The organism is Ottowia sp. VDI28, assembly GCF_049532675.1.
Lineage (GTDB): Bacteria > Pseudomonadota > Gammaproteobacteria > Burkholderiales > Burkholderiaceae_C > Ottowia.
The window spans coordinates 4,536,764-4,562,656 of the sequence record NZ_CP149820.1 but is presented as its reverse complement, the minus strand read 5'-3'; the positions used below and the strand labels follow the sequence as shown (position 1 = coordinate 4,562,656).

Below are 25,893 nucleotides of genomic sequence, written 5' to 3'. Positions count from 1 at the left end.
ATCTAGGAAACCCATGTTCAACAAAGGACAACTCGCAGGCCTCATGAAGCAGGCCCAGGCCATGCAGGACAACCTGAAGAAGGCGCAGGATGAACTTGCGCTGATGGAAGTCGAAGGCGAATCCGGGGCTGGCCTCGTGAAGGTGCTGATGACTGCCAAGCACGATGTCAAGCGCGTCACCATCGATCCCAGCCTGCTGGCCGATGACAAGGACATGCTGGAAGACCTCGTCGCCGCGGCTTTCAATGCCGCTGTGCGCAAAGCCGAGGAAGTTTCCTCCGAGAAAATGGGCAAGCTGACGGCAGGCATGCCCGGCCTGCCCGGCGGAATGAAGTTTCCGTTCTAAGGTGCATGAAACATAAAAGCGCGAAAGGCCGCGGAGCAGGCCATCCGCGAGCACCCGCGGAGCTGGCTTTGCCAGGCCGCTGGGTGCGTCCCCCTTAGGGGGGAAGGCGCGTCAGCGACTCAGGGGGACTTCCATCTCTCATAGCCTCGACACATTGGTGCAGGCGTTGCGCCGCCTGCCTGGGGTAGGCGTGCGCTCTGCTCAGCGGATGGCGTTTCATCTACTGCAACACGACCGGGAAGGCGCGCAATTGCTGGCGCGGTCGCTGGACGCGGCTGTGACGCAGGTGCGGCATTGCGAGCGTTGCCACACATTCACCGAGGGTGAGATCTGTTCCACCTGTGCCGATCCCCGCCGTGACGCGACCAAGCTGTGCGTGGTAGAGACGCCGGCTGATCAGGCGGCGCTGGAGCGCACAGCGGCATTCAGAGGGCTTTACTTTGTGCTGATGGGGCGTCTCAGCCCGCTCGATGGCGTGGGTCCGCGGGATATCGGCCTGGCCAAGCTGATCGAGCGTGCCAGCGATGGCGTGGTGCAGGAAGTGATTCTGGCCACCAACTTCACTGCCGAGGGCGAAGCCACCGCGCACGTCATTGCCCAGGCGCTCAAGAGCCGGGGCCTTACGGTGACGCGCCTGGCGCGAGGCGTGCCTGCGGGCAGCGAGCTGGAATATGTCGATCTGGGCACCATCGCGCACGCGCTGGTGGATCGGCGCTGAAGAACTGCCGAAGTTCCTTGCAATCAAGGTAAACCCGATCGGGGGCTTTACCAATGACGATCGGGCTTGTCATCAGCTACCGTTGGGCGGTAGTTATTTGGTTTGTCCATCGTGCCCTTTTCCCGTCCGTGCTTCGTTTTTTCAGATCGTCGGCGGCGTGCCTTGCTCACTGCCGCTGCTTTGCCTCTGCTCTCGGCAGGCAGTGCCTGGGCGCAGGCATCGCCGCGGCCGGAGCATCCTCAGGTCACTCTCGCCGTGGGCGGGCGTACGGCGCTCTACTATCTGCCGCTCACCATCGCTGATCAGCTAGGCTATTTCAAGGATGAAGGCCTGGAGGTTGAGTTGCAGGATCACGCCGCGGGCAGTTTGGCACTGCAGTCCATGTTGAAAGGGGCTGCGGATCTGACGGCGGGCAGTTATGAGCACGTGATCGACTTGCGCCGGAGAGGCGTGAATGCCCGTTCTTTTGTTTTTCTGGGCCGGGCGCCGCAAATGGTGTTGGGTGTTTCGACCCGCGCCTTTCCTCAATTCCGCGAACTGGCTCAGCTACGAGGGCGGCGGGTAGGGATCACGGCCCCTGAGTCTGCCACGCACTGGTTTGCCAAATTCCTGCTGGGGCGTGGCGGTTTGCAGCCTACGGATGTCGAGTATGTGGGTGTAGGCAATTCGACGGCAGCGGCCAGCGCTTTGCGCGAGGGCCGCATCGAAGCCATTGCGAACATCGATCCGGTGATTACCTTGCTCGAGTTTCGCGGCGAGATCCGCGTGCTCTCGGATACACGCTCATTGCGCGGCACGCATGATCTGTACGGCGGGCCGATGGCGGCTGGGTGCCTTTATGCGCCGCAGGATTTCGTCTTGCGCTATCCGAAGACCGTGCAGGCCTTGACCAATGCGGTGGTGCGCGCGCTCAAGTGGTTGCAGACCGCAGGACCGAGCGATATCGTGCAGGCCGTGCCCGAGGCCTACATGCATGGCGATCGGGCGATCTATCTGGCAGCGCTTGGGAAGGCACGCGAAGCGATGTCGCCCGATGGCATGATTTCCGACGAAAGTGTGGAAACCACGCACCGCGTGATGGCGCAGTATGTGAGCACCTCGCCCGTGGTGCGGGCGCCTTCACCCGCGGCCACTTTCACCAATGACTTCGCGCTTCGCGCCAAGAGGCAGTTTCAGGTTTGAAGTCGCTGCCCGGAAATATGGATTCTTAGCGGAGCTCCTAGCGCCGCTTGCCTTTGGCCTTGGCTTTCGGCGCGGCCACTGCGCGCTTCGCCGGAGCGTGGCCCTTTTTCGCGGAAGCCTTGGAGGTTGAGCGGCCTGCACTGTGCGCTGCCCTGCGGGCATGCTGGGTCGCTGCTGCCGCAGCAGATGCGCCAGCGCGCACCGGCAGGAACACCACCACAGCCTGCCCCGCTTTGAGCGAGGCATTCGATTTGCTGCGGTTCCATCCGGCGACGGTGGCGGGCGGCAGATCGTAGCGGTCAGCCAGCCGGGCGATGGAGTCTCCTTTGCGGGCACGTACGACGAAGCGCTTGAGCACGACTTCAGGCGCATAGGCCACGCTGGCGTTGTTGACCACTTGGCGGGGCGCTGCTTGTGGTGCATCATCAGTACGGGGCACCAGCAGCGTGGAGCCTGCTTTTACCAGCATGCGGGCGGGTATGCCGTTGACGGACCGGAGTTCGGCTTCGTCCATGCCCACGCGGTTGGCTGCTTCGCGTGCGGAGATGTTCGCAGGTGCCACCCATGCCGTCCAGGAGGCGAGCTTGGTGGGGTCGTAGCTGGCGAGATTGCGTTTGAACGTGGCTGCGTTGTCCCAGGGTAACAGCACTTGCGGTGTGCCGGCCGCAAAGATGACCGGCTTGCGCTGCGAGGGGTTGAGAGCCTTGAAATCTTCCAGGCGTATTTCTGCCAGTTGGGCGGCCACCGCGACATCAATGTCCCGGGTGATGTCAACGGTATCGAAGAACGGGTTGTTCTCGATCAGCGGCAAGACGGTGCCGAAGGATTCGGGCCTTGCGACAATGTTCTTCACTGCCTGCAGCTTGGGCACGTAATAGCGCGTTTCGTTGGGCATCTTCAGATCGAGATACCCGGTGCCAAGCCCGGAGGCCTGGTTGCGGGAGATGGCACGGCTGACGCTGCCTTCACCCCAGTTGTAGGCGGCCAGGGCGAGATGCCAGTCGCCAAACATGTTGTAGAGCTTTTGCAGATAGTCGAGGGCGGCCCGGGTGGAGCCGAGCACGTCGCGCCGGTCGTCGCGGAAAGCGGTCTGCGTGAGCGCGTAGTCGCGCCCCGTGGCCGGCATGAATTGCCACATGCCCGCGGCCTTGGCACTGGAAACCGCCTGCGGGTTGAAGGCCGATTCGATGAAAGGCAGCAGCGCCAGTTCGGTGGGCATGCCGCGCAGCTCCAGTTCCTCGACCACGTGGAACAGGTACATGCGCGAGCGCTCCGTCATGCGCTGAAGGTAGTCAGGCCGGGTGACGTAATACTGTTCACGGTCGCGTACCAGATCGGTATCGAGATCCGGCATGGCGAAGCCGCGCCGGATGCGGTCCCACAGGTCAGTCGGGGTTGCCAGGGCGGTGACCGCCGGCGAATGCAACTCGTGTACCGGCACCGGAGGCATGTCCCCCGCGCGCGGCATGCTCTGGGTGATGCCGGCTGGAGGATGATCTCCTGCGGTCGAGGTGCCGGATGGCGTGCCGGGCGTGGTGCTCGTGGGGCCGGGCGCGGCACAGCCGGCCACCCAGACGCTGGCGGCCAGCGCCAACACATGAAACCATTTCATTTGAAGTTGTTTTTCCATTCACGAAGTGCGGCGAACACTGCTACTTCGTCGGTTGGGGTGGCCGCATGCGCCTGCACGGCTTGCGTGACGGAGGCTTCACGGCTGCGGAGAAATGGATTGATCGCGCGCTCGGTGCCGATGGAGGATGGCAGCGTCGGCGTGCCGGCTGCACGCAGGGCTTCGCACTCGCGCTGATAGTTTGCCAGCGCAGCGTTCCCGGGCTCGACCGCGCTGGCAAAGCGCAGGTTGGACAAGGTGTATTCGTGGGCGCAACACACTCGGGTGTTGGCCGGCAATGCGGCAAGCTTGTCGAGAGAATCCAGCATTTGCGCCGGGGTGCCCTCGAACAGGCGGCCGCAGCCGCCGGAAAACAGCGTGTCGCCGCAGAACAGCAGCGGAGCGCCGTTCATGTCGCTGGCGAAGTAGGCGATGTGGCCTGCCGTATGGCCGGGCACGTCAATGACGCGGAATGCCATGCCGAGCACATTCACTTGTGCGCCATCGGCCAGCGGGATGAACGGTTCCGGGATGCGTTCATGCGCCGGGCCGTACACGACAGCGCCGGTAGCTTCCCGCAGCGCCGCCACGCCGCCCGTGTGATCGGCGTGATGGTGTGTGACCAGAATGGCCGCGAGTTCCAGGCCGTGCTGCGTCAGTGCGGCAAATACCGGCTCGGCATCACCGGGGTCAACTACCAGGGCGCGGGTGCCGTCGTGCAGCAGCCATAGGTAGTTGTCATTGAAAGCGGGCAGGGCGAGCAGATCCATAACCCACGAATTTTAAAACCATCAAAGTGGAATGACGGCGAAAAAGAAATTCCTTGAACCGTCAAACCTTCTCAATGCGACGCATTGAATATTTATTGAATACTAAATCGGGCGGGTTTTGCCGGCTCGCTCTGTGATGCGGGGAGTTTTCTCCCGGCTTTCACCAGTTTCACGCCGGCGCAAGGCCCAGCGCTCGATGGTGTAGTAAGACAGCGCGGCCAAACCGACCGAGATGGCCGTGCCCAGCACAACCACGACCGGCCAACTGAATTCGGCCCGCAGGTAGCGCACCACCGGATAGTGCCAGAGGTAGACCCCATAGGACAGTCGGCCCAATCCCACCAGGGCCGGGGTGCTCAGCATCTCGGAGACCAGTCCGCTTCCACTGTGTGCTGTTCCGGGCGTACGAGACGGCAGAATGGCCACCAGCACCACCACGGCGGCGCACTCGACCACCGTCATGCCCCAGAGCAGCGCGTTGTAGTCGTCCCAGCTCTGCGCCATCAGGATGGGCACCATCAGCGGCAGCCATAGGGCGTAGCGCATCCGCTTTGAAAGCGCCTCGATGAAGGCCGGACGCTCCACCAGCAGGGCGGCGAGAAGAGCCCCTGCCAGCAGGCCCGAGGCGCGGGTATCGAAGCGGAAGAAAATGGCGTAGAACACTTGTTCCTGCCCAACCCAGAATATGCGCCACAGGGTGGCGATGACCCACATCGCGGCCAGCACTTTCCAGGCCGATCCCCCTAGTGCGCCGCCCAGACGCGTCCGGCGAAGGCACAGTGCCAGGACCAGCGGCCACAGCAGATAGAAATGCTCTTCGACCGAGAGCGACCACATGTGCAGCAGGGTATCGGGATGATCGAAAAAGGCGATGCCGTAGTCGGCGAGATAAAGGGCTGACCACAGGACATCTGTATAGACATCCGTGAGGTCTGGCCACAGCAGCGGCGCCACCAGCGCGTAGGTCGCCAGAAACAGCAGCAGCGCCGGCATCAGCCGATAGAACCTGCGGCGATAGAAGCGCCAGTAATCGAACTGGCCGTTGGCGCGCCACTCCATGAGGAGCAGCGAGGTGATCAGAAAGCCGCTCAGCACGAAGAAAAGATCCACCCCGAAGAAGGCGCCGTCGAACATCGGCACATGCGCGTGCGACAGAATGACCAGCAGGATGGCTACGCCCCGCAGACCATCGAGGGCGGGGTTGTAGTGCAGTTTGAATTCCTTGATTTCCAAAACCCGAAAACCTCATTTCCAATAGGGGCGCGTATGCGACTGCCTGTAGCCCGCAAAGTTTCATGCCCGCGAATTGCTCACGGCTCCGGGGTGAGAGGGGCGCGTGGATCAGTATGACCGTCGGTCTTGGGGCATCCGGTAACAGGAGGTTGGCTCAGGTGAGCGTACGCAAGCCACAGTCTGTCAGGGAACAAGTTTCGACATATGTTTACGTTCCCTTGACTTGCTGGGGCCGTTCCGTGAACCGCCTAGAATGCAGGCGGCCCTAGGTGGCGCTTCTTCAGCATCGACAATATGAAAGGCCATGACCGGCTTGCATGACTGGTTTCAAACTCCGCCAGGCCAGTATTTGCTGGCCTGGGAGCAGGCGCAGTTCGACGCTGCGCTGGCCGACGTATTCGGCTATCACGCGTTGCAGTTGGGCCTGATCGACGTCAACGCCTTGCAAGCCAATCGCATGCCGCATCGGTGGCTGGCGTTGGAAACCGCACAGGGTGCCACGGCGCAGGACGGAAAATCTGGCGAGGATGGGCGTGAGCCAATGGCGCCACGTTGCGCCGTGGTGGCTGACGCTACCGCGTTGCCGTTTGTCGAAGGCAGCCTGGATCTGGTGGTGCTGCCGCACACCCTCGAGCAGAGCCGCGATCCGCATGCCGCGCTGCGTGAAGTGCAGCGTGTGCTCGTGCATGAGGGCAGGGTGGCTATTGCCGGCCTGAGTCCGGCGAGCCTGTGGGGGCTGCGACAGCGGCGCGCGCGGTTTTACCGGCGCTTTGGCGGCGGGCGCTCCTACCTGCCGGATGCGGAGGAACTCATCAGCCATTGGCGCCTGCGCGATTGGCTGCATCTGCTGGAGTTCGAGCTGGAGTCGGTCAGCTTCGGTTGCTACCGGCCCGCGGTGCGCAGTGCTGGCGCGCTGGCGCGTTTCCGGTGGATGGACCGGCTGGGTGAGCGCTGGTGGCCGATTTTCGGCGCTGCGTATTTCATCGTGGCTGTCAAGCGCACCCATGGTGCCAAACTGGTGGGGCAACAATGGAAAAAGACGCCGGCGGTGGTGGGAGCTCCCATCTCCATCGCCAACCGCGCGGCGCCTGCTCCCACGATCACGGAAAAGAGACTTTGAACAAGATAGAAATCTTCACTGACGGTGCCTGCAAGGGCAATCCAGGCCCAGGCGGTTGGGGCGCATTGCTGCGCTCGGGCAATCATGAAAAAGAGCTGTTCGGCGGCGAGCGGGAGACCACCAACAACCGCATGGAACTGACTGCGGTGATCGAGGGGCTGGCCGCACTCAAGCGGCCTTGCCATGTGGATCTTTATCTCGATAGCCAGTATGTGCGCCAGGGCATTACCCAATGGATTCACGGCTGGAAAGCCAAGGGCTGGCAAACCGCGAGCAAGCAGCCCGTGAAAAATGTCGATCTCTGGAAGAAACTCGACGCTCTGGTGAGCTCAGGCGGGCACCAGATTCAGTGGCATTGGGTGAAAGGGCATGCCGGGCATGAAGGCAACGAGCGCGCCGATGCCCTGGCCAACCGCGGCGTGCCCTGAGGCAGAGGCCCAAGACCTACGGTAAAGCCACCCGATCGACCGCCGCGGGCCTGTACCTTGCGATGAGCGACAGCAAGGGTGTCGTGGCCGCGGTGGTGATCAGGGCCATCGCCAGCAGCATGGTGAACAGCTCCGGGCCGATCAGGCCCGCGTCCAGGCCTACCTTGATGGCGATCAGCTCCATCAGTCCCCGTGAATTCATCAGCGCCCCGATCGCCAGGCTTTCGGGCCATCCGTAGCCGCCCATCCGGGCGCCTGCGGCTGCTCCCGCTATCTTGCCCACGCTGGCCGCCAGCACGATCAACACGAGCATGCCCAGGGCCGCATTGCCAAAGGCGCCCGGGCTGGTGCCCAGCCCTGCCATCGCGAAGAAGATCGGCATCAGCATGACGACCGACAGCGGCTCGATGCGCTCCCGGAGCGCATGCGAAAGACGGTCGTCGCGAGGCAGGGCGATACCGAAAAGGAAGGCGCCGAAGACGGCATGCAGGTGGAGCCACTCTGTGAACATGGCACTGGCGAACACCCCGATCACCAGCGCAGCCAGCATCATGGCCGTGGGGCGGCCGTCAGGGGCATGGGTGCGGAGTAGGCGGGCCAGCAGCGGCCGGATCAGCAGGAAAATCACCGCCAGCATCAGAGGCAGCCCCAAGGCGATGCGCAGGAAGCCTTCCAGGCCTGCCCCTGCGGAGGCAAATGCGATCACCAAGGCCAGCAGCAGCCAGGCCGACGCATCCACCATGCCGGCTGCGGCCAGCGACAACTGGCCGATACGGGTGCCGCTCAGGCCCTTGTCTTTCTGAATGCGCGCCAGCACCGGAAACGCAGTAATGGAGAGCGCCACACCCATGAACAAGGCAAAGGGCCAGAAACGCACGCCGGGCGGCGCCAGGCTCTCATGGAGCGCCGGTGCGATGGTGATGCCCAAAGCCATGGGCAGCAGCATGCCCAAGCCCGCTACCCACCCCGCGGCACCGAAGGGTTTGCCTCGTTCCTTGCTGCCTTCAGGGGTTCGCAGTTCGGTGCCCACGATAAACATGAAAAGCACGACCCCCACGTTGGCCAGGGCGGACAGCCCCTGCAGCGATGCCGGAGGGAACAGCTGCTGGTGCCATTGCGGCGCGAGCTGCCCGAGCACGACAGGGCCGAGCACGATCCCTGCGGCCATCTCGCCGATGACCATCGGTTGGCCCAGCGCGCGCAGCGCCAGACCGCACAGCCGCGCCGTGACCAGAATGACGGTGAGCTGAAGCAGAAGCAGTGTGAGGATCATGGGTTGGTCAGAGCCAGCGATGCCTTAGTATTTCATATTCCAATAAACATCCGGGCGAGCGAGCCTGAGGAAGAACTACTTATGCAAGCTGATCAGGAATGCGACGTTCTGGTGGTTGGGGGCGGCCCGGCGGGTTCCACCATGGCAACGCTGCTGGCGCGCGATGGCCGCCGCGTGGTTTTGCTGGAGAAAGATCATCATCCGCGTTTTCACATAGGCGAATCGCTCCTTCCCGGCAACGTGGCGCTGTTCGACAAGCTGGGTGTGCGCGAGCAGGTGGAAAAAATCGGAATGCCCAAGTACGGCATCGAATTTGTCCGGCCTGATCTGGACTACTGCAGCTATGTCGATTTTGCCGAAGGCTGGGACCCTTCCAAGGCGTCGGCCTGGCAGGTGCGCCGGTCTGAGCTGGACGAGCTTCTTTTTCGCAACGCCGCCAGCGTGGGCGCGCAGGCCCTGGAGGGCGTCAAGGTGTCCGGGGTGGATTTCGATGCGGATGGGGCCACGGTGCAGGCACGCCTGGCCGATGGCTCCCGGCGCACCTGGCGGACCCGCTTCGTGGTGGACGCCAGCGGCCGCGACACGCTGCTGGCCAACAAGTTCAAATGCAAGAACAAGAATCCTGACCACAACAGCACGGCGTTGTTCGGGCATTTTCGCGATGCGCGCCGGCTGGAAGGCCAGCGCGAAGGCAATATCAGCATCTGCTGGTTTGAGCACGGCTGGTTCTGGTTCATTCCGCTGGCCGACGGCACTACCAGCGTGGGGGCCGTGTGCTGGGCGTACTACCTCAAGGCGCGGGACAAGCCGCTGAAGGAGTATTTTTTCGACACTATCGCGATGTGCCCAGAGCTGCACGACCGCCTGAAGGACGCCACGCTGGTGGATGACCGGGTGCATGCCACGGGCAACTTCTCCTACTCCAGCACGCACGCCACGGGGGAGCGGTACCTGATGGTGGGCGATGCGTTTACCTTTGTCGATCCCATGTTTTCGTCGGGTGTGTTCCTGGCGATGCAAGGCGCTTTCGATGGGGCCGAACTGGTCAAGACGGCGCTGGATCGCCCCAAGGCCGTGCAGGCGGCACGCGCTGAGCTGGAAAAGCGTCTGCGCGTGGGGCCGCGCGATTATTCATGGTTCATTTACCGGGCGACCAATCCGACGATCCGTGACATGTTCATGCATCCCAAGAATGTGTTCAAGGTCAAGCAGGGGATGATGTCGCTGCTGGGGGCGGATATTCACCACGGGGCGGCCTACCGGCGCTCGCTCTTCATGTTCAAGGTGTTGTATTACGTCATATCTGTCGTGAACTTTCGCCGCACGTATGCGGGCTGGAAACGGCATCGCTTCAATATCCGCGACATGGGCGCACTGCGCGGTGAAAACATCATGAATGCAGACTGAAGCAGGTGGTAAGGCTGTGCCAGCTGCGGGCGGCGATAACCTTCAATTTGGCTTAAGAATTGCGTCGGATCAACGGCAGCTTTACAGAAAGCAGGCAAGATAGCTGAATAGGTGCGAGGAGGTGAGAGAGGCTGTATTGGAGACAAACCAATGTCTTATCGAGAGCCCGCTCCCACGCCTTGTTCCCGCACTGTGGGCTTACCCTCTTCCGGTCTCGCGGCCAAGCCCGAATACCGGAGCCAGGGGTTGCCATGCTGAGGCAGGTCTTTGATCCGCTTCACCTGCAGGCTGCCACGCTGGATGTGGTTTCCGGCAGCTACGCACCTTCATCCCTTTTGCTTTCGCGGCAGCAGCAGCGGCTGGCTCGTCTGCTGGAAGTCGCGCACGCCGGCTCGGCGCTGTATCGCGAACGCCTGGGGAAGAACCGCATCGGCGCCGCCGATTGGCTGCGCTTGCCCCCGGTGACGCGCGGAGAGTTGATGGATCGTTTCCAGGACTGGGTGACTGATCCTGAACTGGATCTTGAGAGCTTGCAAGCGTTTGTCTCGGACCCGGAGCGCGTAGCCGAACCTTGGCTGGGCAAGTACATGGTGTGGGAGAGCTCCGGCACCAGCGGCTCGCCCGGCATTTTCGTGCAAGAGGCGCAGGCCCTGGCGGTATACGACGCGCTGGAGGCCGTGCGCCACCATATGCGCAGCCCCGGCGTCGGAGCCTTTGGCGCGTTCTCGCCGCTTGAGCTGATGGGAGTGGGGAGCCGGTATGCGTTGGTCACCGCAACCGGCGGGCACTTTGCCAGCGTGTGCAGCATGGAGCGGCTGCGGCGGATCAATCCCTGGATCGGTGCCAGCGCCAAGGGCTTCAGCATTCAACAGCCCACGGCGGCCTTGGTGGATGCCCTCAATGACTATGCCCCCAGCATGCTGGCCACTTATCCCAGCGCGGCGGCCATGCTGGCGGAAGAAGCAGAACAGGGCCGTTTGCGCATACGCCCGCGCTGTGTCCTCACCGGCGGAGAAGCTCTAAGCCAGGCGGCGCGCGCCCGTATCTCGCGGGCCTTCGGCGCGCCGGTGCGGAGCAGTTACGGCACGTCCGAGTTTTTGCCCATGGCCTGGGAGTGCGCGCAAGGCCACTTGCACCTCAACGAGGATTGGGTGCTGCTGGAACCGGTGGATGAGCGCCATCGCCCTGTTCCACCTGGCAAGCCCTCGCATACGGTGCTGCTGACCAATCTGGTCAATCACGTGCAGCCGCTGATCCGCTACGACCTCGGCGATCAGATTTGCCTGCACACCGAGCGCTGCGCCTGCGGTTCACCTCTGCCCGTGATTCAGGTAAGGGGCCGGCGCGACGACACCTTGCGTGTGCCGGGACGCCAGCGCGGCCAGTCGGTGAGCCTGTTGCCGCTGGCTCTGTGCACGGTGTTGGAGGAGGAGTGCGGAGTGTTCGATTTTCAGCTGCAGCAACGCGAGAAAGGCACCTTGGTGCTGCGTGTGGCCTTGGAGGGGGCAGAAGGGCAGGCGGCTATCGAGCGCTGCCGGGAGGCCTTGCAGGCCTTCGCCATTGCCCAGGGCGCCCAGCCCATCCGCGTGCTGGGTGAGGCCGGGTGCGCAGTGCCGCGGGGACGTAGCGGCAAGGCTTGCAGGGTGATGCTGGCAAACTGAGCGTACAGCCGCCGTTTCAGGCGGCAGCGGGCGAAGGCCGCGTCACGCGGGCTTCACGGATGGGCAGGTTGACGATGGCGGCCAGCAGCGCCAGCACGATGTCGGCCCACCACATGATGTTGTAGTTGCCCAGTTCCGTGATCGCCAGGCCCCCCAGCCAAGCGCCCAGGAAGCCGCCGATCTGGTGGCTGAGCAGTGTGAGCCCGAAAAGGGTGCCCAAATAGCGCACGCCGAACAGTTTGCCGACGAGGCCCGCCGTGGGTGGCACCGTGGCCAGCCAGGTGAAGCCCAGGCCCACGGCGAAGACATAGAACACCCAAGGCTCGCGCGGCATCATCAAATACCACAGGATCAGTACGGCACGCGAGCCATACATGATCGCCAGGATCATCTTGCTGCGGTACTGCCCCACCAGGTGTCCCACCACCAGGCTGCCGGCAATGTTGGCGAGGCCGATCAGCGCCAGCGACCAGCTCGCCACCGAAGGCGGCAGGCCGCACAGATCCACCTCGGTCGGCAGGTGGGTGACCAGAAACGCAATGTGGAAGCCGCAGGTGAAGAAGCCCGCGTGCAGCAGCAGGTAGCTCCGGTCGGCCAGCGCGGTTTTCAGTGCTTGCCGCAGGCCTGTGTCTTCGCTCGCGTGCACGGCGTGGGTGGCCTGGCTGCCCTTGGTTACCTTGCCGATCATCGGCAGCGCCGCCAGTACGATGACTGCCAGCGACCACATGGCACCCATCCAGCCCATCAACTGGATCAGCTTTTGCAGGACAGGCGCGAACACGAATTGCCCGAACGAACCGCCGGCATTGATCACGCCCGACGCCGTGCCGCGAGCCTCAGGCGACATGCGCTGCGCGGCCGCGCCGATCAGTACGGAGAAGCTGCCGGCGCCAGCGCCCATGGAGGCGAGCAGCCCGAGGGAAACAGCCAGGCCGAAGCCCGATTGCATGAACGGCGTCATGGCGCAGCCCAGAGCCAGGACGAGGACACCCGCGATCAGGACAGCCCGAGGGCCCCAGCGGTCAGCGGCGGCGCCGGCCAGCGGCTGTACGGCGCCCCAGACGAATTGCCCGATCGCCAGCGCGAAACTGATGGTGGCCAGCCCTAAGCCCGTGGAGGTGTTGAGCGGCCCGACGAACAGCCCCAGCGATTGCCGGGCACCCATGGTCACCATCATGATGCCCGCGGCGGCCAGCGTGATGCCCAGCACATGCGGGCCTTTGAGGGAGGAGAACATGAGGGGGCCTGATGAAAGGGCGTAGAAGATGGGGGATGGGGAGGCCGATCATAGTGGCCTGCCGGTGTTTCATCGGCCGGTGGACCAGAAAGGGCTGCTGCCCAGTAGTGGCATGCGGCCGGGCGCAGGCAAGCTCGCCTACGCTGTGATTTGCCGCAGGGCGTCGTTCAGACCCTGCGTATCCGTGGGCCGGACGATCTGCGCCTGGACCTGCCCATCGCGCATGAACACCAATGTAGGCCACAGTTTGACCCTGAAGCTGCGCCCCAGGGGGCGGCCGGGCCCATCTTCAATCTTGAGGTGTTGCACGTGCGGGTAGCCGCCCAATGCCTGCTCGATAAGTGGCTGGGCACCACGGCAGTGGCCGCACCAGCCCGTGCCGAATTCCAGCACCACCGGGCCAGGCATGGCATCCACTTCGGTTCGTGCCGGGGTCAGGATGTCGGGTGTGAAGTCAGGGGTGTAGGCCATGGGGCGTATTTTGCGGGGAATGCTGCTTTCCTGCTGGAGGAGGCTCGTTCTGCAGAACTTGGCAGAAACGCGGTTTCCGTCGTTACTTTCGGTGGGCAGCCTTCAGCGCTTTTCCGATTTCGCCAACCAGGCCCGGACCCTTGTAGATCAGGCCGGTATAGAGCTGCACCACGTCGGCGCCCGCCCGGATCTTGGCGACCGCGTCAGTGCCGCTCAGGATGCCGCCCACGCCGATGATCGGGAAATCCTGGCCCAGCGCCGCGCGCAGTTGGCTGATGACCCTATTGCTGGCTTCCAGCACAGGCGCACCGGAAAGACCCCCTGATTCGTCCGCGTGCGGCAAACCTTGGACGGCTTCGCGCGAAAGCGTGGTGTTGGTGGCGATGACACCGTCCATGGCGTGACGCAAAAGCGCGTCGGCAATGGCCTGGATCTGTGATTCGTCAAGATCGGGCGCAATCTTGAGAAATAGCGGCACCTGCTTGCCGTGCTGCTCCGCGAGCTCGCCCTGGCGGGATTTGAGGGTCGAGAGCAGGGCATCCAGCGCTGCATCGCTCTGCAGATCGCGCAGGTTCTTGGTATTGGGGCTCGAGATATTCACTGTCACGTAGTCGGCATAGGGGTATACGCCGGCCAGGCAGGTCAGGTAGTCGTCCGTGGCGCGCTCTATGGGCGTCGCGGCGTTCTTGCCGATGTTCAGGCCCAGGATCATGCGCCCGGGGCCTGGACTGGCCTCGCGCTGAGCCTGGAAGCGGGAGTTTCTGACGTTGCTTACGAACGCATCCAGGCCCGCGTTGTTGAAGCCCAGGCGGTTGATCAGGGCATGGGCCTGTGGCAGGCGGAACATCCGCGGCTTGGGGTTGCCGGGTTGGGCCAGGGGTGTGACGGTACCCACCTCGACGAACCCGAATCCCATGGCAGCAAAGGCGTCAATGGCACGGGCGTTCTTGTCGAGCCCGGCTGCCAGCCCTATGCGGTTGGGAAACTGCAGGCCAGCCAGGGTGACCGGATCGTGCACGCGGCCATTGCACCAGGCCCATGAAAAAGGCGTTCCCTGAGTGCGTGCGAGCCCGTCCAGGGTGAGCTCATGGGCGGTTTCCGGGTCAAGTTGGAAGAGAAATGGGCGAGCCAGCCCGTAGGGCAAAAGAGGCATTGGATAATTCTTCTTTCGAGCAGTATTCGAGCAACAACATCCGGAATTGTCGCAAATGCCATCACCTCACGCTCCCACACAAGACGAACTCAAGACCATGGTCGGGCAAGCCGCGCTGAAATACGTGGAACCAGGGCAGATCGTGGGCGTGGGCACAGGCTCCACGGTCAACAAGTTCATCGACGCGCTGGCCACCATGAAAGACCAGATCCCAGGTGCTGTATCCAGCTCGGAAGCTTCCACGGCGCGGCTGAAGGCGCTGGGTATTCCGGTGCTGGATTGCACCGAGGTGGAGGAGATCGGCGTCTATATTGACGGCGCCGATGAAATCGATCACCGTGGCTGCATGATCAAGGGCGGCGGGGCAGCGCTCACGCGGGAGAAAATCGTGGCCGCGCAGTCTCTCCGCTTCGTGTGCATCGCCGACGAGTCCAAGCTGGTGGAGACGCTGGGGGCCTTTCCGCTGCCGGTGGAAATCATTCCCATGGCCGCGAACCGCCTCATACGGCAGTTTGCGGCGCTGGGCGGGCAGGCGAAACTGAGGTTCAAGGACGGCGCCCCCCTGGTGACCGACAACGGCCAGCACATACTCGACGTGCATGGCCTTCGGATCGGCAACCCGCTGGCATTCGAGTCTGACGTGAATCAATGGCCCGGCGTGGTCACCGTAGGCGTGTTTGCCCATCAGAAAGCGGCGGTGTGCCTGCTGGGCACGGCGCAGGGTGTGCGCACGATCCAGTACTGAGGGTTTGGGTGCATTGGGCGGGTTTGAAATCCGCCCCTTTCGGATCAGAACCGGATGCCCGTAGGGTTCGTTTCCGTTGGCGTGGGTGCCACGCTGGGGTCCGTGGGAGCGGCTTCCGGGGCGGAGGCCGACGCTGGCGAGCCAGCCGCCTGCGCGGGCTGCACGGCCACCATCGGCGTCGCAGCGGGGCGCTGGTAGCTGCTGGGCAACTGAGAGGTCTTGGGGTAGCCGGCGGCATCCAGATACTGGCTCCAGTCGGCATCCGAGTACCCCTGGAGGTGCTGGCGGCCGATGGTGAGCAGGGGCACATTGCTGCCTTGGCCCGTCAGCCGCTGCAACGCCAGGATGTCGTCATTGGTGGAAATGGTTTTTTCCGTGAACGGCACGCCACGGTTTACCAGCAGGTTGCGGCCGCTGTTGCACGGCGCGCAATCCGTGCTCGCGTAGAGCGTGACGGGATAGCGTTCGGCAATCTGCCGGAGCTGGTAGGGCAGGCTCGCGTTACCGGAGCCCGCGCGATTGGCGGGCGCCGCCCCCGCGCCGTTCGTAGAGGTGTTGGCTGCAGGGGGCTTGTCAGAATACGTGACGCGCCCATCGGGGCCGACCGAGCGGTACAGCTGTGCCTGGGCTGCGCCGGCCAGCAGGAGCGCGGTGAGGCCCATCGTCCAGGAATGACGGATATTCATCAGCAGCATTGTTCCTGAAAATGACCCCCGAGCGTGAATACCTTCTTCTCAATATCTCTCCTGGAGGCCCAGGCGTTGGTTTCAAGCCATGCCTTGGTGGCGCAGCAGCGCCTCCAGGCTGGGTTCCCGGCCACGAAAAGCCTTGAATGATTCCATGGCCGGGCGGCTGCCGCCGGCTTCCAGGATCTCCTGGCGGTACCTGCGCCCGGTTTCCACGCTCGGGGTGCCCTCCGGAGAAGCGGTTTCCTCGAAAGCGGCGTAGGCGTCGGCAGAGAGAACTTCCGCCCACTTGTAGCTGTAGTAGCCCGCCGCGTAGCCGCCAGCGAAGATGTGGCTGAAGGTTTGGGCCGTGCGCGCAAAAGGCGGAGGTTCGGTCACCGCGACCTCTTTCCGCACGGCATCCAGCAAGGGCTGGAAATCCTGAGCGGGGTCGTGCTCGGTGTGCAAAAGCATGTCGAACAGCGCGAATTCGATCTGGCGCACGGTCTGCATGCCCGCCTGGTAGTTCTTGGCGGCGGTCATCTTGTCGAAGAGTGCGCGCGGCAGCGGCTCGCCCGTATCCACATGGGCTGTCATGTGCTTGAGCACATCCCATTCCCAGCAGAAGTTTTCCATGAACTGGCTCGGCAGTTCCACGGCATCCCATTCGACGCCGCTGATGCCCGAGACATCATGCTCGTTCACCTGTGTGAGCATGTGATGCAGGCCGTGGCCGAACTCGTGGAACAAGGTGGTGGCATCGTCATGGGTGAGCAGGGGCGGCTTGCCGTCCACGCCTTCCGCGAAGTTGCACACCAGTTGGGCCACGGGCGTTTGCAGCTTGCCGGTGTCAGGGCGCAGCCAGCGGGCGCGCACGTCGTCCATCCAGGCGCCGCCGCGCTTGCCCGCCCGTGCGCCGGGATCGAGGTAAAACTGGCCAAGCAGCTTGCCGTCGCGCTCAATGCGGTAGAACTCTACCGAAGGGTGCCATACCGGCGCGGTGTCTCGGCGGATAGCCACCTCGAACAGGGTTTCGACGATCTTGAACAGGCCCTGGAGCACCTTCGGCGCCTGGAAATACTGCTTCACTTCCTGTTCGCTGAAAGCGTAGCGCGCTTCCTTGAGCTTCTCGCCGATGTAGGGCCAATCCCAGCTTTGAGGATCCTCCAATTGCAGCTCTTTCCTGGCGAAATCCCGCAGATCGGCCACGTCGCGCTCGGCAAAGGGTTTGGCTTTCACGGCCAGCGCGCGCAGGAATTCGATCACCTGCGTGGGAGACTCGGCCATTTTGGGCATGACTGACACCTCGCCGAAATTGGCGAAGCCCAGCAACTCGGCTTCCTCACGCCGCAGCGCCAGGATCTCGCGGATCAAGGGCGCATTGTCAAACTTGGCGCCATCGCCCTCAGCCTGATCGGAGGCGCGCGTGGCGTAGGCGCGATAAAGGCGCTCGCGCAGAGCACGATTGTTCGCGAACTGCATCACGGGCAGGTAGCTGGGCAGTTTGAGCGTGAGCTTGTAACCCTCCTGGCCATCGGCCGCCGCAGCGGCGCGCGCGGCGGCTTTCACGTCGGCGGGCAGGCCGTCTACCTCGGCTTCGCTGGCGTAATAGGCGTAGGCGTCCGTGGCGTCCAGCGCGTTTTCGCTGAACTTCTGGCTCAGCGCCGCCATGCGCTCCTGAATGGCGGCATAGCGCTCCTTGGCGGCGTCCCGCAGCTCAGCGCCACCCAGCACGAAATTGCGCCGCGCGTTCTTCAGCGCCTGGCGCTGTTCGCTGTTCAGGGCGGCAGAGTCAATCGCCTTGTACTTGGCGTAAAGACGCTCGTCGCTGCCCATGCGCGTCCAGAACTCGGTGATCTTGGGCAGTTCGGCGTTGTAGGCGGCGCGCAGCTCGGGCGTGTCCATCACCGCGTTCAAGTGGCTGACCACACTCCAGGCGCGGCCCAGGCGCTCGGTCACCACATCCAGGGTGCGCGCAAGCGTATTCCAATCAGCGGGCAGATCTGGGGCCACGGCCGCTTCGAAGGCGGCTTCTGATTCGGCCAACAACTGGTCGATGGCCGGCGCCACATGCTCGGGGCGGATCTGGTCGAACAGGGGGAGGTCGGTGAAGTTGAGTAGAGGATTGGCCATGGAGGATTAGCTGAGGGCGGGGGCGGCGGATGTCAAGCCGGAAAACGGTATACCGGCTCATTTCCAGCGTCCAGCCCGGTAAATGATTGCTCAATATAGCAAGTAGCAAGCTCGCCATCCAAATGCCGATCAAGTGCCGATCAAGTGAGGTGGCGCGGAGCACGCGGCTGTTTTTTACCACGATACCCACTGCGGCTGGTCCAGCAAATCAACCGAGTGCAGCACACGCCGCAATTGCGGGTCGTCTGAGCGGACCCACGCCTGCACTTCGGTCAAAAATAGCTCGATGAAGCGTGTGGCTGCGGGGCTTGGGGCTTCGTGGGCGCGCCGCAGAATGCCGACTTCGTGAGGGCGGAAGCGTTCCTTGAGCTGCAGGGCCGCCAGGGTGTGCCTGAGGCCATCGGTTTCCACCAGAGGCCAAGGGCAAAGGTGAGCATGTCCGTGCGCTGCACCATGGTGAGCATCAAGGAGGCTGAATGGGCCAGATGCACGTGGTGGAGCGGCGGTGCGACGCCATGCTGGCTGAACAGGTTGTCCATCAGCGTGGCCTGTTCGCCGGGCGTGAAATTCAAGATCCAGTCGTCTTCCAGCAGTTCGATGATCGAGCTGGCGTTTTCGTGCGGGTGCCCACGCCGCGCCGTCACGGTCATTTCGTAGGAGCACAGCGGCAGGGCTTGCAACCCCTGCATGGTGGTGTCGGACGCGATGCGGCCGATCATCAGATCAAGGCTGCCTTCCCGCAGGCGGGGATAGGCCAGGGCGGAAAGGCCGTCGAACATCTCAAGCTGCACATGAGGCAGTGACTGCCGGAACACTGGAACGGTGCGCGGCATCAAGGTTTGCGCCACCCAGGGCGTGATGCCAATGGACAGGCGCTGAGGTGTCGCCGAATCACGATGCCGGGCGAGGGTGTCCTCGGCCTGGCGAAGCTGCGAAAGTACCCGCTGGGCATGTGCCACCAGATCCAGCCCCGCGGGCGTGAGGCTTACCCCGCCGCCATGCCGTGTCAGCAAGGCCACTTGCGCATGGGCTTCGAGTTCGCGAAGACCTTGGGTGACCGTGGCCTGTGTGACCCCCAGCGCCCGCGCCGCCGCGCGGATGCTGCCTTCCGACGCCACGACCGAAAGGTATCGCAGTTGGTGCACTTTCATACCCTGCATTATCAGTGGGAGAAAGGAAAAACCATTCTTGGAAAGGCATGGCCTGTCTGTCGGCAAGAGCTACCTGTTTCTAGACTGCGCCACCTATGACGTTTTCCCTCGATCAAGCTGCTGCCCTGGACAAGGTCCTGCCCGCCGTACGCGATGCCGCGCCAGAGATGGTGGCATTGCGCCACCAGATTCATGCCCACCCCGAACTGGCATTCGAGGAGTTCAAGACCAGCGACCTTGTGGCTGAGCGTCTTGCGGCATGGGGCTACGAAGTCCATCGGGGTTTGGGGGGCACCGGTGTGGTGGGCACACTGCGCTTGGGCAGCGGTTCGCGCAGGCTGGGCTTGCGCGCGGACATGGATGCCCTGCCGATTCAGGAGGCCACGGGCTTGCCCTACGCCAGCCAGGTGCAGGGCAAGATGCACGCCTGCGGCCACGATGGCCATACGTCCATCCTCCTGGCGGCAGCACGTTGTATCGCGGAAGAGCGCCAATTCGATGGCACGCTGCATCTGATTTTCCAGCCGGCCGAGGAGGGTCTGGGCGGCGGCCGCCGCATGGTGGAAGACGGGCTGTTCGAGCGCTTTCCTTGCGACGCGATATTCGCGCTGCACAACATGCCGGGCTTTCCTGTCGGGAAGTTCGGCTTCAAGGAGGGGCCGTTCATGGCCTCATCCGATTCAGTCATCGTGACTGTACGGGGACAGGGCGGCCACGGCTCTTCGCCGCATCTGGCTGCCGACCCGGTGGTGGCGGCCGCCCACATCATCGTCGCGCTGCAGACCATTGTGTCGCGCAATGTGGACCCGCGCGATATGGCCGTGATTTCGGTGGGCGCCATCCACGGTGGCGACGCGCCCAACGTGATCCCGGGGACCGTGGAGATGCGCTTGACCGTGCGTGCATACCGGCCCGAGATCCGGGCCATGCTGCGTGAACGCATCACCGCATTGGTGCAGTCGCAGGCAGCTACGCTCGGGGTGAAGGCGGAAGTGGATTACCACTGGCGCTATCCGGCCCTGGTCAATGACCCAGCCTCCACCACGTTTGCTCGCCAGGTAGCGCAGGATTGGCTGGGCGAGGACGGTCTTTTGCCGCCGCTGCAGCCACTCACGGGCAGTGAAGACTTCTCTTTCATGCTCGAGCACTGCCCCGGGAGCTACCTGATCGTGGGCAATGGAGAAGGAGATCACCACGCCACTGGCGGCTGCATGGTGCACAACCCTGGCTATGACTTCAACGACGCCATCCTTCCCGTGGCCGCGAGCTACTGGGTGCAGCTGGTGCGGCGTTTCCTGGCGGTATGACGCGTGCCTTCGAGACAGATGTTGTGTCATGACGGGCAACTCCCATCTTTCCCTTCACTTTTGGACTTGACCATGAACTTCCACCGCTCTCTTTCCTGCACGCGCCGCTTGGGGCTGATAGCCATGGGTGCTGCGGTTGTTGCATCGGCTCTGCCCGCGATGGCACAGGCACCCTATCCGTCCAAGCCGATCCGGATCGTGGTGGGCTACGCGCCTGGCGGCTCGGTGGACATGGCTGCCCGTGTGGTGGCTGACATACTCACAGCCAAGCTGAACAGCACGGTGGTTATCGACAACGCCCCCGGTGCAGCGGGCGTGTTGGCTGCTCAGCGCGTGGTCAGCAGCCCGGCCGATGGCTACACGCTGCTGGTGGGATCGAGCAACGAGATGGCCGCCACAGGCCTTGTGAATCCCGCGCAGAAATACGACCCGCTCAAGGATCTCACGCCACTGGGCCTGGTGGCCAATGCACCGGTGATGCTGGCGGCTGGCCCGAACGTCCCGGCAAAGAACATCGAAGAGTTCGTCGCGCTGCTCAAACGCAACCCTGGCAAGTACAGCTATGGCAGTTCAGGTGTCGGCTCAACCCTGCATTTCGCGGGCGAGTTGATCAAGCAGCGTGCGGGTGTGCACATGGTTCATATTCCCTATCGCGGCACGGCGGCGCTGACCAGCGATCTGGTGGGCGGAGCGCTCGATTTCGCGATCGTTTCTCCCACGGCCGCGGCGCCTTTCATCAAAGCCGGCCGGATCACTCCGCTGGGCGTGACCTCCGCCAAGCGCTTTCCCACGCTGCCGCAAGTGCCTGCGCTGGGTGAAAACGCGCATCTCAAGGGCTATGAGCTTACTGGCTGGTTCGCCTTGGCGGCGCCCAAGGGCTTGCCGGCGGATATCGGGCAGAAGATCCGGGGGGCGCTCAAGGCGGGCTTGGCCGAGCCGGCCTATCAGCGCCGCCTGGAAGAGGGGGGCTCGCTGCCCGCGAAGGGGGATGAGGATCTGACGCGCATCATGCGTGAAGACATGGCCAAGTATGCGGAGTTGGTCAAGTTCGCGAACATGCGCGAGTGAGTTCGCATCCACGGACCAGTGATATGTAGGAGCGGCTTCAGCCGGCGGCTACCCGCTCGGCGGCTTCGACGGTATTGACCATCAGCATGGTCACGGTCATGGGGCCGACACCACCGGGGACGGGCGTGATCCAGCCGGCGACTTCCTTCACGTTTGCGAAATCGACGTCGCCGCAGAGCTTGCCTTGCTCGTTGCGGTTCATGCCGACGTCGATCACCACGGCGTCCGGTTTGACCATGTCGGCCGTCAGGGTGTTGCGGCGGCCGACGGCGGCGACGATCACATCGGCCTGCAGCGTATGGGCCTTCAGGTTCTGCGTGGCGCTATGGCAGACGGTGACGGTGGCATTCTTTTGCAGCAGCATCAGGGCCATGGGTTTGCCCACGTTGTTGCTGCGGCCGATGACCACGGCATGCTTGCCGCGCAGGTCGATGCCGGTGCTCTCCAGCAGCTTGATGCAGCCATAGGGTGTGCACGACCAGAAGCCGGGCATGCCGGTCATGAGCGCGCCGGCGCTGGCCACGTGGAAGCCATCGACGTCCTTGGCCGGGGAGATGGCTTCGATGACCTTGTGCGCGTCGATATGGGCCGGCAGCGGCAACTGGACCAGGATGCCGTGGATGGCGGGATCCTGGTTGAGCGCTTCCACACGTTCCAGCAACGCGGCTTCGCTCAGGCTGGCGTCGTATTTCTCGAGCACGGAGTGCAGGCCGGTTTCCTGGCAGGCTTGCACTTTCTTGCCCACGTAGACCTGGCTGGCGGGATCCTCGCCGACGAGGATCACGGCCAGGCCGGGTGTGATGCCCTTGGCTTTGAGGGTGGCGGCGCGCTGCGCTACTTCGGCGCGCAATTGCTTGGCAACCGCGTTGCCGTCGATGATTTGTGCGGTCATGGGGTGTTCTCCGGATGGGGCCCGATATTCTCCCTCTCCCGCTTGCGGGAGAGGGGCGGGGTGAGGGGCGTTAGTGAGGTGGCGCTGCTTGCTCTCACCCCAACCCTCTCCCAGAGGGCGAGGGAGACAGAGTCAGGCTTTTGGTGCGTTCTGCCCCAAAGCGATCTTGAGCAGGTCAGCCACGGTATTGGCGCCCAACTTCTCCATGATGTTGGCGCGGTGCGCTTCCACGGTCTTGATGCTGATGCCGAGGTCGTCCGCGATCTGCTTGTTCAGGCGGCCGGCCACGATGCGCTCGAGCACCTGGGCTTCGCGGCCCGTGAGCTTGGACAACAGGGCATCGCGGTTGGCGGCCTGCTGGTGCTCGGCGAAGGCGGCGCGGGCCTGTTCCAGCATGCGCTCGACCAGAGGCACCAGCTTGTCTTCCTTGAAGGGCTTCTGGATGAAATCCATGGCGCCTTTCTTCATGGTGTCCACCGCCATGGGCACGTCGCCGTGGCCGGTGATGAAGGCCACCGGCAGCGGCGACTGGCGCTCGACCAGCCGGTCCTGCAGATCGATTCCGCTCATGCCGCCCATGCGGATGTCGACGATCAGGCAGGCTATTTCACGCGGGTCGTAGCGTGACAGGAAGGCTTCGGCTGATTCGAAGCAGCGTACACGAAAGTCCTGGCCTTCGAGCAGCCACTGCACGGAGTCACGTACGGCTTCGTCATCGTCGACGACGTAGACGGTTCCTCTCTTGGGGATCAGATTCATGCGATGGTTTTGACGTTGTCGCCCATGCGGGTGATATCTTGGATCGGGCCGGCCGGAATCCAGAAGGTGAACCGGCAGCCCACCGGTTGCCCGGCATTGTAGAGGTTCTCGGCGCTGATCCGGCCTTGATGGGACTCGACAATGGAGCGGCAGAGATTGAGGCCGATGCCCAGGCCTTCGCTCTTGGTGGAGAAAAATGCCTCGTAAAGGCGTGCCAGGGCCTCGGCGGAGAGGCCCTTGCCGGAATCGGTCACGCTGAACTGAACGGCCTGATGCCCGTCCACCACGCAGGGCACCACGCGCAGCTCGACAAGCCGGTTGGCCGGGGCGCGATGCGCGGCATCCACTGATTCGGCGCCATTCTTGATCAGGTTGAGCAGGACCTGCTCGATGAGGATCGGATCCACATGCAAGGGCGGAAGCTTGGGCGCGATCTGGCGTGTGAGCCGCACCTGGCGGCGGCGCATCTCGATCTCGGCCAGCTCGAGCACCTGATCGATCATCTGCGATACCTCGGCCAACTGGCGGCGGGGTTCGCTGCGCTTGACGAAGCTGCGGATGTGCTGCACCACCTGGCCTGCGCGCTGCGCCTGCCGCGCGGTCTTGTCGAGCGCATCCAGCAGGTTCTGCTCGCTGATGCTGCCGTTGCGGATGCGCGAGATCATGCCGGTGCAGTAGTTGCTGATGGCGGTGAGCGGCTGGTTCAGTTCATGCGCCACGCTGGAGGCCATTTCCCCCATCGTGATCAGGCGGCTGGCGGATTGTGCGCGCTCGGCCTGCGCGGCGGCCAGTTCCTCGGCCTGGCGGCGCACGGTGATGTCGGTGGCGATCACCATCTGCGCCAGCCGGCCGTCCACCCAGTTCAGATAGCGCGAGCGTACCTCAAGCCACTTGTCCAGGCGCTCGATGTAGATCTCGGCATGCTCGGCCACGTTGGCGGCGGCGGCGACGCTGTGCATGGGCAGGCCGGCGAAGGAGTCGACGGTATCCAGGCTTTCGTCGCTCAGCTGCGTTTCTGCCGTACCGCCGCGCACCACCAGCTTGAGGTGGCCTTCCGTAGTGGTGCCGAACCACTGCCGGTACAGCTTGTTGGCAAACAGCAGCTCCTCGCTGCCCAGCGGCGCCACGGATACCGAGGCATCAAGCGCTTCCAGCACCGTGGTGAAGCGCTCATAGGAGGCCGAAAGTTGCCGCCGGACCCGGTTGGGCTCGGTGATGTCGGTCATCGAGGCCATCCAGCCGCTGTGCTTGCCTGTGGCGTCCACCAGGGGAGAGACATACAGGCGGGCGTCGAACTGCGTGCCGTTCTTGCGCTGCACGCGCATCTGGAAGCCTGCGGGGTCGGCGGAGCCGCCGAGTTCTTCTTCCAGGCGCACCGCCAGGGTTTCGCGGTCGTCGGAGGGCCAGTAGGCAAACGGCTGCGACTGGCCGATGAGCTCATCTTCGCTCCAGCCTGTCATCTGGCAGAAGGCGGGATTCACATAGATGATGCGCCCCTGCAGATCGAGCGCGCGCATGCCGGTGAGCATGGAGTTTTCCATGGCGCGGCGAAAGCTGGTCTCGGCCTGCAGCGCCAACTGCGCCTGCTGGCGGCGTTGCGACTGGCGCCAGTTGGCGATCAGCATCCAGGTGGTCATGGCGGCCAGCACCGCCACCAGCCAGAAAAGGGCGCCGCCCACCACACCCTGGGAGGTCCGCCAGGCCTGCGCGCGCAGCACCAGCCCGTTGCCGACGGGGGAGACAGGGCTTTCGTATTCGTTGACCTTGCCTGCCCAGGGCAGGCGCTTGGAGAAAAGCCCAGGGCGATCCGGAATACTCTGGCCCGCGAGCAGCGCGCCCTTGGCGTCCAGCAGCGCGACGGCGTACTTGGCCAGGACTTCCGAGGGAACGCTATAGCGCAGCAGGCCATCCACGCTGTATTCCGCAAGCAACTCGCCTGAGAACTTGCCGCGCAAGGTCAGCGGCACATGCAGCTGCAGGATGGGCTCGCTGCCCTTGGCGGTGATGGGCTGGGAGTACACCGGCTGCAGCAGGTCGCGCGCCAGGCCGTAGCCGGCTTCGGCATCGCCGGCCTTGAGCACGTTGCCATCCATCCAGTCGCGCTGATCGGACACGCTGACGGACGCCTGGATGGCGATCACCTTGCGGCGGTCATCGATCCAACTGATGGAAAGCAGTTCCGGGTTCTGGGCGACCAGCGATTCGGCCCGGATGAGAAAGTGCGAGGCGCTCAACTCGCGATTGGATACATCGCGCGCCAGCCGCATCAACTGCTCCTGGCGTTCGATCAGGCGCAGGCGCAGGCGCTGCTGGCCGTATTCGACATCCCGCTTGACCGCTTCCTGCTCGCGGTGCATCTCTTCGAGCCGCAAATACCAGAACGCCGAGGCAATGACCGCCAGGAACAACAGCACCGCGGCCAGTGGCGCGAAGTGAATAAGCCGTTCGCGGCTTTGCGGCGACATCAGCAACCACCACGCCGGCGAGGCCGAAGTGGTGTTTTCGCTACTGGTGGAAAGAGGTGAGGACTGCATGAATTTTGCAGTGTAGGCGACAAGGGTGAGT

General features: G+C 63.7%; 23 protein-coding genes. 10 read left to right on the top strand and 13 right to left on the bottom strand.

The features are described from left to right. Nucleotides 1–13 precede the first annotated feature (13 nt). The 3 genes from WJU18_RS21715 (at nucleotide 14) to WJU18_RS21705 (ending at nucleotide 2,246) form a co-directional block, all read left to right on the top strand. Nucleotides 14–346 (top strand): YbaB/EbfC family nucleoid-associated protein, encoded by a 333-nt coding sequence (locus tag WJU18_RS21715; RefSeq protein ID WP_423455615.1) that lies wholly within the window; start codon nucleotides 14–16, stop codon nucleotides 344–346. A gap of 133 nt (nucleotides 347–479) precedes the next feature. Further along, nucleotides 480–1,064, top strand: coding sequence for a recombination mediator RecR (gene recR, locus WJU18_RS21710; protein WP_423461069.1), 585 nt, complete (start codon nucleotides 480–482; stop codon nucleotides 1,062–1,064). Between the two features lie 162 nt (nucleotides 1,065–1,226). Continuing rightward, complete coding sequence (locus WJU18_RS21705; protein ID WP_423455613.1) at nucleotides 1,227–2,246, top strand: ABC transporter substrate-binding protein; 1,020 nt, start codon at nucleotides 1,227–1,229, stop codon at nucleotides 2,244–2,246. Nucleotides 2,247–2,283: 37 nt separating this feature from the next. On the opposite strand, the gene WJU18_RS21700 is transcribed toward WJU18_RS21705, so the two are convergent. From WJU18_RS21700 to WJU18_RS21690, 3 genes are all read right to left on the bottom strand, one after another. Further along, a complete protein-coding gene (locus tag WJU18_RS21700) occupies nucleotides 2,284–3,858 on the bottom strand; it encodes a transglycosylase SLT domain-containing protein (protein WP_423455611.1) in 1,575 nt (524 codons plus the stop codon). Continuing rightward, nucleotides 3,855–4,625 (bottom strand): hydroxyacylglutathione hydrolase, encoded by a 771-nt coding sequence (gene gloB / locus WJU18_RS21695; RefSeq protein WP_423455610.1) that lies wholly within the window; start codon nucleotides 4,623–4,625, stop codon nucleotides 3,855–3,857. Before gloB ends, WJU18_RS21700 begins: the two co-directional genes overlap by 4 nt. A gap of 102 nt (nucleotides 4,626–4,727) precedes the next feature. Next, complete coding sequence (locus WJU18_RS21690) at nucleotides 4,728–5,858, bottom strand: acyltransferase family protein (protein WP_423455608.1); 1,131 nt, start codon at nucleotides 5,856–5,858, stop codon at nucleotides 4,728–4,730. A 313-nt stretch (nucleotides 5,859–6,171) separates the two neighbouring features. On the opposite strand from WJU18_RS21690, the gene WJU18_RS21685 reads away from it, so the two are divergent. Continuing rightward, on the top strand, nucleotides 6,172–6,978 hold the full coding sequence (locus tag WJU18_RS21685) for a class I SAM-dependent methyltransferase (protein ID WP_423461068.1): 807 nt from the start codon (nucleotides 6,172–6,174) through the stop codon (nucleotides 6,976–6,978). After that, complete coding sequence (gene rnhA / locus WJU18_RS21680; RefSeq protein ID WP_423455606.1) at nucleotides 6,975–7,406, top strand: ribonuclease HI; 432 nt, start codon at nucleotides 6,975–6,977, stop codon at nucleotides 7,404–7,406. The genes WJU18_RS21685 and rnhA overlap by 4 nt, the downstream gene beginning before the upstream one ends. Before the next feature lie 16 nt (nucleotides 7,407–7,422). Here the strand turns inward: rnhA and WJU18_RS21675 are convergent, their stop codons facing one another. Further along, complete coding sequence (locus WJU18_RS21675; protein ID WP_423455604.1) at nucleotides 7,423–8,679, bottom strand: cation:proton antiporter; 1,257 nt, start codon at nucleotides 8,677–8,679, stop codon at nucleotides 7,423–7,425. Nucleotides 8,680–8,760: 81 nt separating this feature from the next. Between WJU18_RS21675 and WJU18_RS21670 the strand changes: the two genes are divergently transcribed. Further along, nucleotides 8,761–10,086, top strand: a complete 1,326-nt coding sequence (locus WJU18_RS21670; protein WP_423455602.1) for an NAD(P)/FAD-dependent oxidoreductase — start codon at nucleotides 8,761–8,763, stop codon at nucleotides 10,084–10,086. Between the two features lie 251 nt (nucleotides 10,087–10,337). Beyond that, nucleotides 10,338–11,747 carry a phenylacetate--CoA ligase family protein gene (locus WJU18_RS21665; protein ID WP_423455600.1) on the top strand — a complete coding sequence of 470 codons (1,410 nt, stop codon included), beginning with the start codon at nucleotides 10,338–10,340 and terminating at the stop codon, nucleotides 11,745–11,747. A 16-nt stretch (nucleotides 11,748–11,763) separates the two neighbouring features. On the opposite strand, the gene WJU18_RS21660 is transcribed toward WJU18_RS21665, so the two are convergent. From WJU18_RS21660 to WJU18_RS21650, 3 genes are all read right to left on the bottom strand, one after another. Further along, a complete protein-coding gene (locus WJU18_RS21660; protein ID WP_423455598.1) occupies nucleotides 11,764–12,984 on the bottom strand; it encodes an MFS transporter in 1,221 nt (406 codons plus the stop codon). 138 nt (nucleotides 12,985–13,122) lie between these two features. Beyond that, nucleotides 13,123–13,455, bottom strand: a complete 333-nt coding sequence (locus WJU18_RS21655; protein WP_423455596.1) for a thioredoxin family protein — start codon at nucleotides 13,453–13,455, stop codon at nucleotides 13,123–13,125. A gap of 82 nt (nucleotides 13,456–13,537) precedes the next feature. Continuing rightward, a complete protein-coding gene (locus WJU18_RS21650; protein WP_423455594.1) occupies nucleotides 13,538–14,608 on the bottom strand; it encodes a quinone-dependent dihydroorotate dehydrogenase in 1,071 nt (356 codons plus the stop codon). 55 nt (nucleotides 14,609–14,663) lie between these two features. On the opposite strand from WJU18_RS21650, the gene rpiA reads away from it, so the two are divergent. Further along, the gene (rpiA, locus tag WJU18_RS21645) at nucleotides 14,664–15,353 is read left to right on the top strand and encodes a ribose-5-phosphate isomerase RpiA (RefSeq protein ID WP_423455592.1); all 690 of its coding nucleotides are present in this window, start codon (nucleotides 14,664–14,666) and stop codon (nucleotides 15,351–15,353) included. Between the two features lie 44 nt (nucleotides 15,354–15,397). Here the strand turns inward: rpiA and WJU18_RS21640 are convergent, their stop codons facing one another. The 3 genes from WJU18_RS21640 to WJU18_RS21630 form a co-directional block, all read right to left on the bottom strand. Continuing rightward, a complete protein-coding gene (locus WJU18_RS21640; RefSeq protein WP_423455590.1) occupies nucleotides 15,398–16,039 on the bottom strand; it encodes a glutaredoxin family protein in 642 nt (213 codons plus the stop codon). An 81-nt stretch (nucleotides 16,040–16,120) separates the two neighbouring features. Continuing rightward, nucleotides 16,121–18,151, bottom strand: coding sequence for a M3 family metallopeptidase (locus WJU18_RS21635; protein WP_423455588.1), 2,031 nt, complete (start codon nucleotides 18,149–18,151; stop codon nucleotides 16,121–16,123). Nucleotides 18,152–18,423: 272 nt separating this feature from the next. Further along, nucleotides 18,424–19,302, bottom strand: coding sequence for a LysR family transcriptional regulator (locus WJU18_RS21630; RefSeq protein ID WP_423455586.1), 879 nt, complete (start codon nucleotides 19,300–19,302; stop codon nucleotides 18,424–18,426). Between the two features lie 95 nt (nucleotides 19,303–19,397). Here WJU18_RS21630 and WJU18_RS21625 point away from each other — a divergent pair, with 95 nt between their 5' ends. Then, nucleotides 19,398–20,609 (top strand): M20 aminoacylase family protein, encoded by a 1,212-nt coding sequence (locus WJU18_RS21625; RefSeq protein WP_423455584.1) that lies wholly within the window; start codon nucleotides 19,398–19,400, stop codon nucleotides 20,607–20,609. Nucleotides 20,610–20,681: 72 nt separating this feature from the next. Then, the gene (locus tag WJU18_RS21620; RefSeq protein WP_423455582.1) at nucleotides 20,682–21,677 is read left to right on the top strand and encodes a Bug family tripartite tricarboxylate transporter substrate binding protein; all 996 of its coding nucleotides are present in this window, start codon (nucleotides 20,682–20,684) and stop codon (nucleotides 21,675–21,677) included. A gap of 37 nt (nucleotides 21,678–21,714) precedes the next feature. On the opposite strand, the gene folD is transcribed toward WJU18_RS21620, so the two are convergent. The 3 genes from folD to WJU18_RS21605 all read right to left on the bottom strand — a co-directional run bounded on the left by folD (nucleotide 21,715) and on the right by WJU18_RS21605 (nucleotide 25,862). Further along, nucleotides 21,715–22,569 (bottom strand): bifunctional methylenetetrahydrofolate dehydrogenase/methenyltetrahydrofolate cyclohydrolase FolD, encoded by an 855-nt coding sequence (gene folD / locus WJU18_RS21615; protein ID WP_423455580.1) that lies wholly within the window; start codon nucleotides 22,567–22,569, stop codon nucleotides 21,715–21,717. Between the two features lie 132 nt (nucleotides 22,570–22,701). Continuing rightward, nucleotides 22,702–23,328 carry a response regulator transcription factor gene (locus WJU18_RS21610; protein WP_423455578.1) on the bottom strand — a complete coding sequence of 209 codons (627 nt, stop codon included), beginning with the start codon at nucleotides 23,326–23,328 and terminating at the stop codon, nucleotides 22,702–22,704. Further along, nucleotides 23,325–25,862 carry a PAS domain-containing sensor histidine kinase gene (locus WJU18_RS21605; RefSeq protein ID WP_423455576.1) on the bottom strand — a complete coding sequence of 846 codons (2,538 nt, stop codon included), beginning with the start codon at nucleotides 25,860–25,862 and terminating at the stop codon, nucleotides 23,325–23,327. The genes WJU18_RS21610 and WJU18_RS21605 overlap by 4 nt, the downstream gene beginning before the upstream one ends. Nucleotides 25,863–25,893: the final 31 nt, after the last annotated feature.

What these genes read in the sequence shown, in the direction of transcription:
- WJU18_RS21670 (WP_423455602.1), top strand. Translation starts at nt 8,761, where the DNA reads ATGCAAGCTGATCAGGAATGCGACGTTCTGGTGGTTGGGGGCGGCCCG.
- gloB (WP_423455610.1), bottom strand. Translation starts at nt 4,625, where the DNA reads ATGGATCTGCTCGCCCTGCCCGCTTTCAATGACAACTACCTATGGCTG.
- WJU18_RS21665 (WP_423455600.1), top strand. Translation starts at nt 10,338, where the DNA reads ATGCTGAGGCAGGTCTTTGATCCGCTTCACCTGCAGGCTGCCACGCTG.
- WJU18_RS21620 (WP_423455582.1), top strand. Translation starts at nt 20,682, where the DNA reads ATGAACTTCCACCGCTCTCTTTCCTGCACGCGCCGCTTGGGGCTGATA.
- WJU18_RS21610 (WP_423455578.1), bottom strand. Translation starts at nt 23,328, where the DNA reads ATGAATCTGATCCCCAAGAGAGGAACCGTCTACGTCGTCGACGATGAC.
- folD (WP_423455580.1), bottom strand. Translation starts at nt 22,569, where the DNA reads ATGACCGCACAAATCATCGACGGCAACGCGGTTGCCAAGCAATTGCGC.
- WJU18_RS21700 (WP_423455611.1), bottom strand. Translation starts at nt 3,858, where the DNA reads ATGAAATGGTTTCATGTGTTGGCGCTGGCCGCCAGCGTCTGGGTGGCC.
- WJU18_RS21630 (WP_423455586.1), bottom strand. Translation starts at nt 19,302, where the DNA reads ATGAAAGTGCACCAACTGCGATACCTTTCGGTCGTGGCGTCGGAAGGC.
- rpiA (WP_423455592.1), top strand. Translation starts at nt 14,664, where the DNA reads ATGCCATCACCTCACGCTCCCACACAAGACGAACTCAAGACCATGGTC.
- WJU18_RS21715 (WP_423455615.1), top strand. Translation starts at nt 14, where the DNA reads ATGTTCAACAAAGGACAACTCGCAGGCCTCATGAAGCAGGCCCAGGCC.
- WJU18_RS21605 (WP_423455576.1), bottom strand. Translation starts at nt 25,862, where the DNA reads ATGCAGTCCTCACCTCTTTCCACCAGTAGCGAAAACACCACTTCGGCC.
- WJU18_RS21660 (WP_423455598.1), bottom strand. Translation starts at nt 12,984, where the DNA reads ATGTTCTCCTCCCTCAAAGGCCCGCATGTGCTGGGCATCACGCTGGCC.
- WJU18_RS21655 (WP_423455596.1), bottom strand. Translation starts at nt 13,455, where the DNA reads ATGGCCTACACCCCTGACTTCACACCCGACATCCTGACCCCGGCACGA.
- WJU18_RS21640 (WP_423455590.1), bottom strand. Translation starts at nt 16,039, where the DNA reads ATGAATATCCGTCATTCCTGGACGATGGGCCTCACCGCGCTCCTGCTG.
- WJU18_RS21650 (WP_423455594.1), bottom strand. Translation starts at nt 14,608, where the DNA reads ATGCCTCTTTTGCCCTACGGGCTGGCTCGCCCATTTCTCTTCCAACTT.
- WJU18_RS21625 (WP_423455584.1), top strand. Translation starts at nt 19,398, where the DNA reads ATGACGTTTTCCCTCGATCAAGCTGCTGCCCTGGACAAGGTCCTGCCC.
- WJU18_RS21675 (WP_423455604.1), bottom strand. Translation starts at nt 8,679, where the DNA reads ATGATCCTCACACTGCTTCTGCTTCAGCTCACCGTCATTCTGGTCACG.
- WJU18_RS21635 (WP_423455588.1), bottom strand. Translation starts at nt 18,151, where the DNA reads ATGGCCAATCCTCTACTCAACTTCACCGACCTCCCCCTGTTCGACCAG.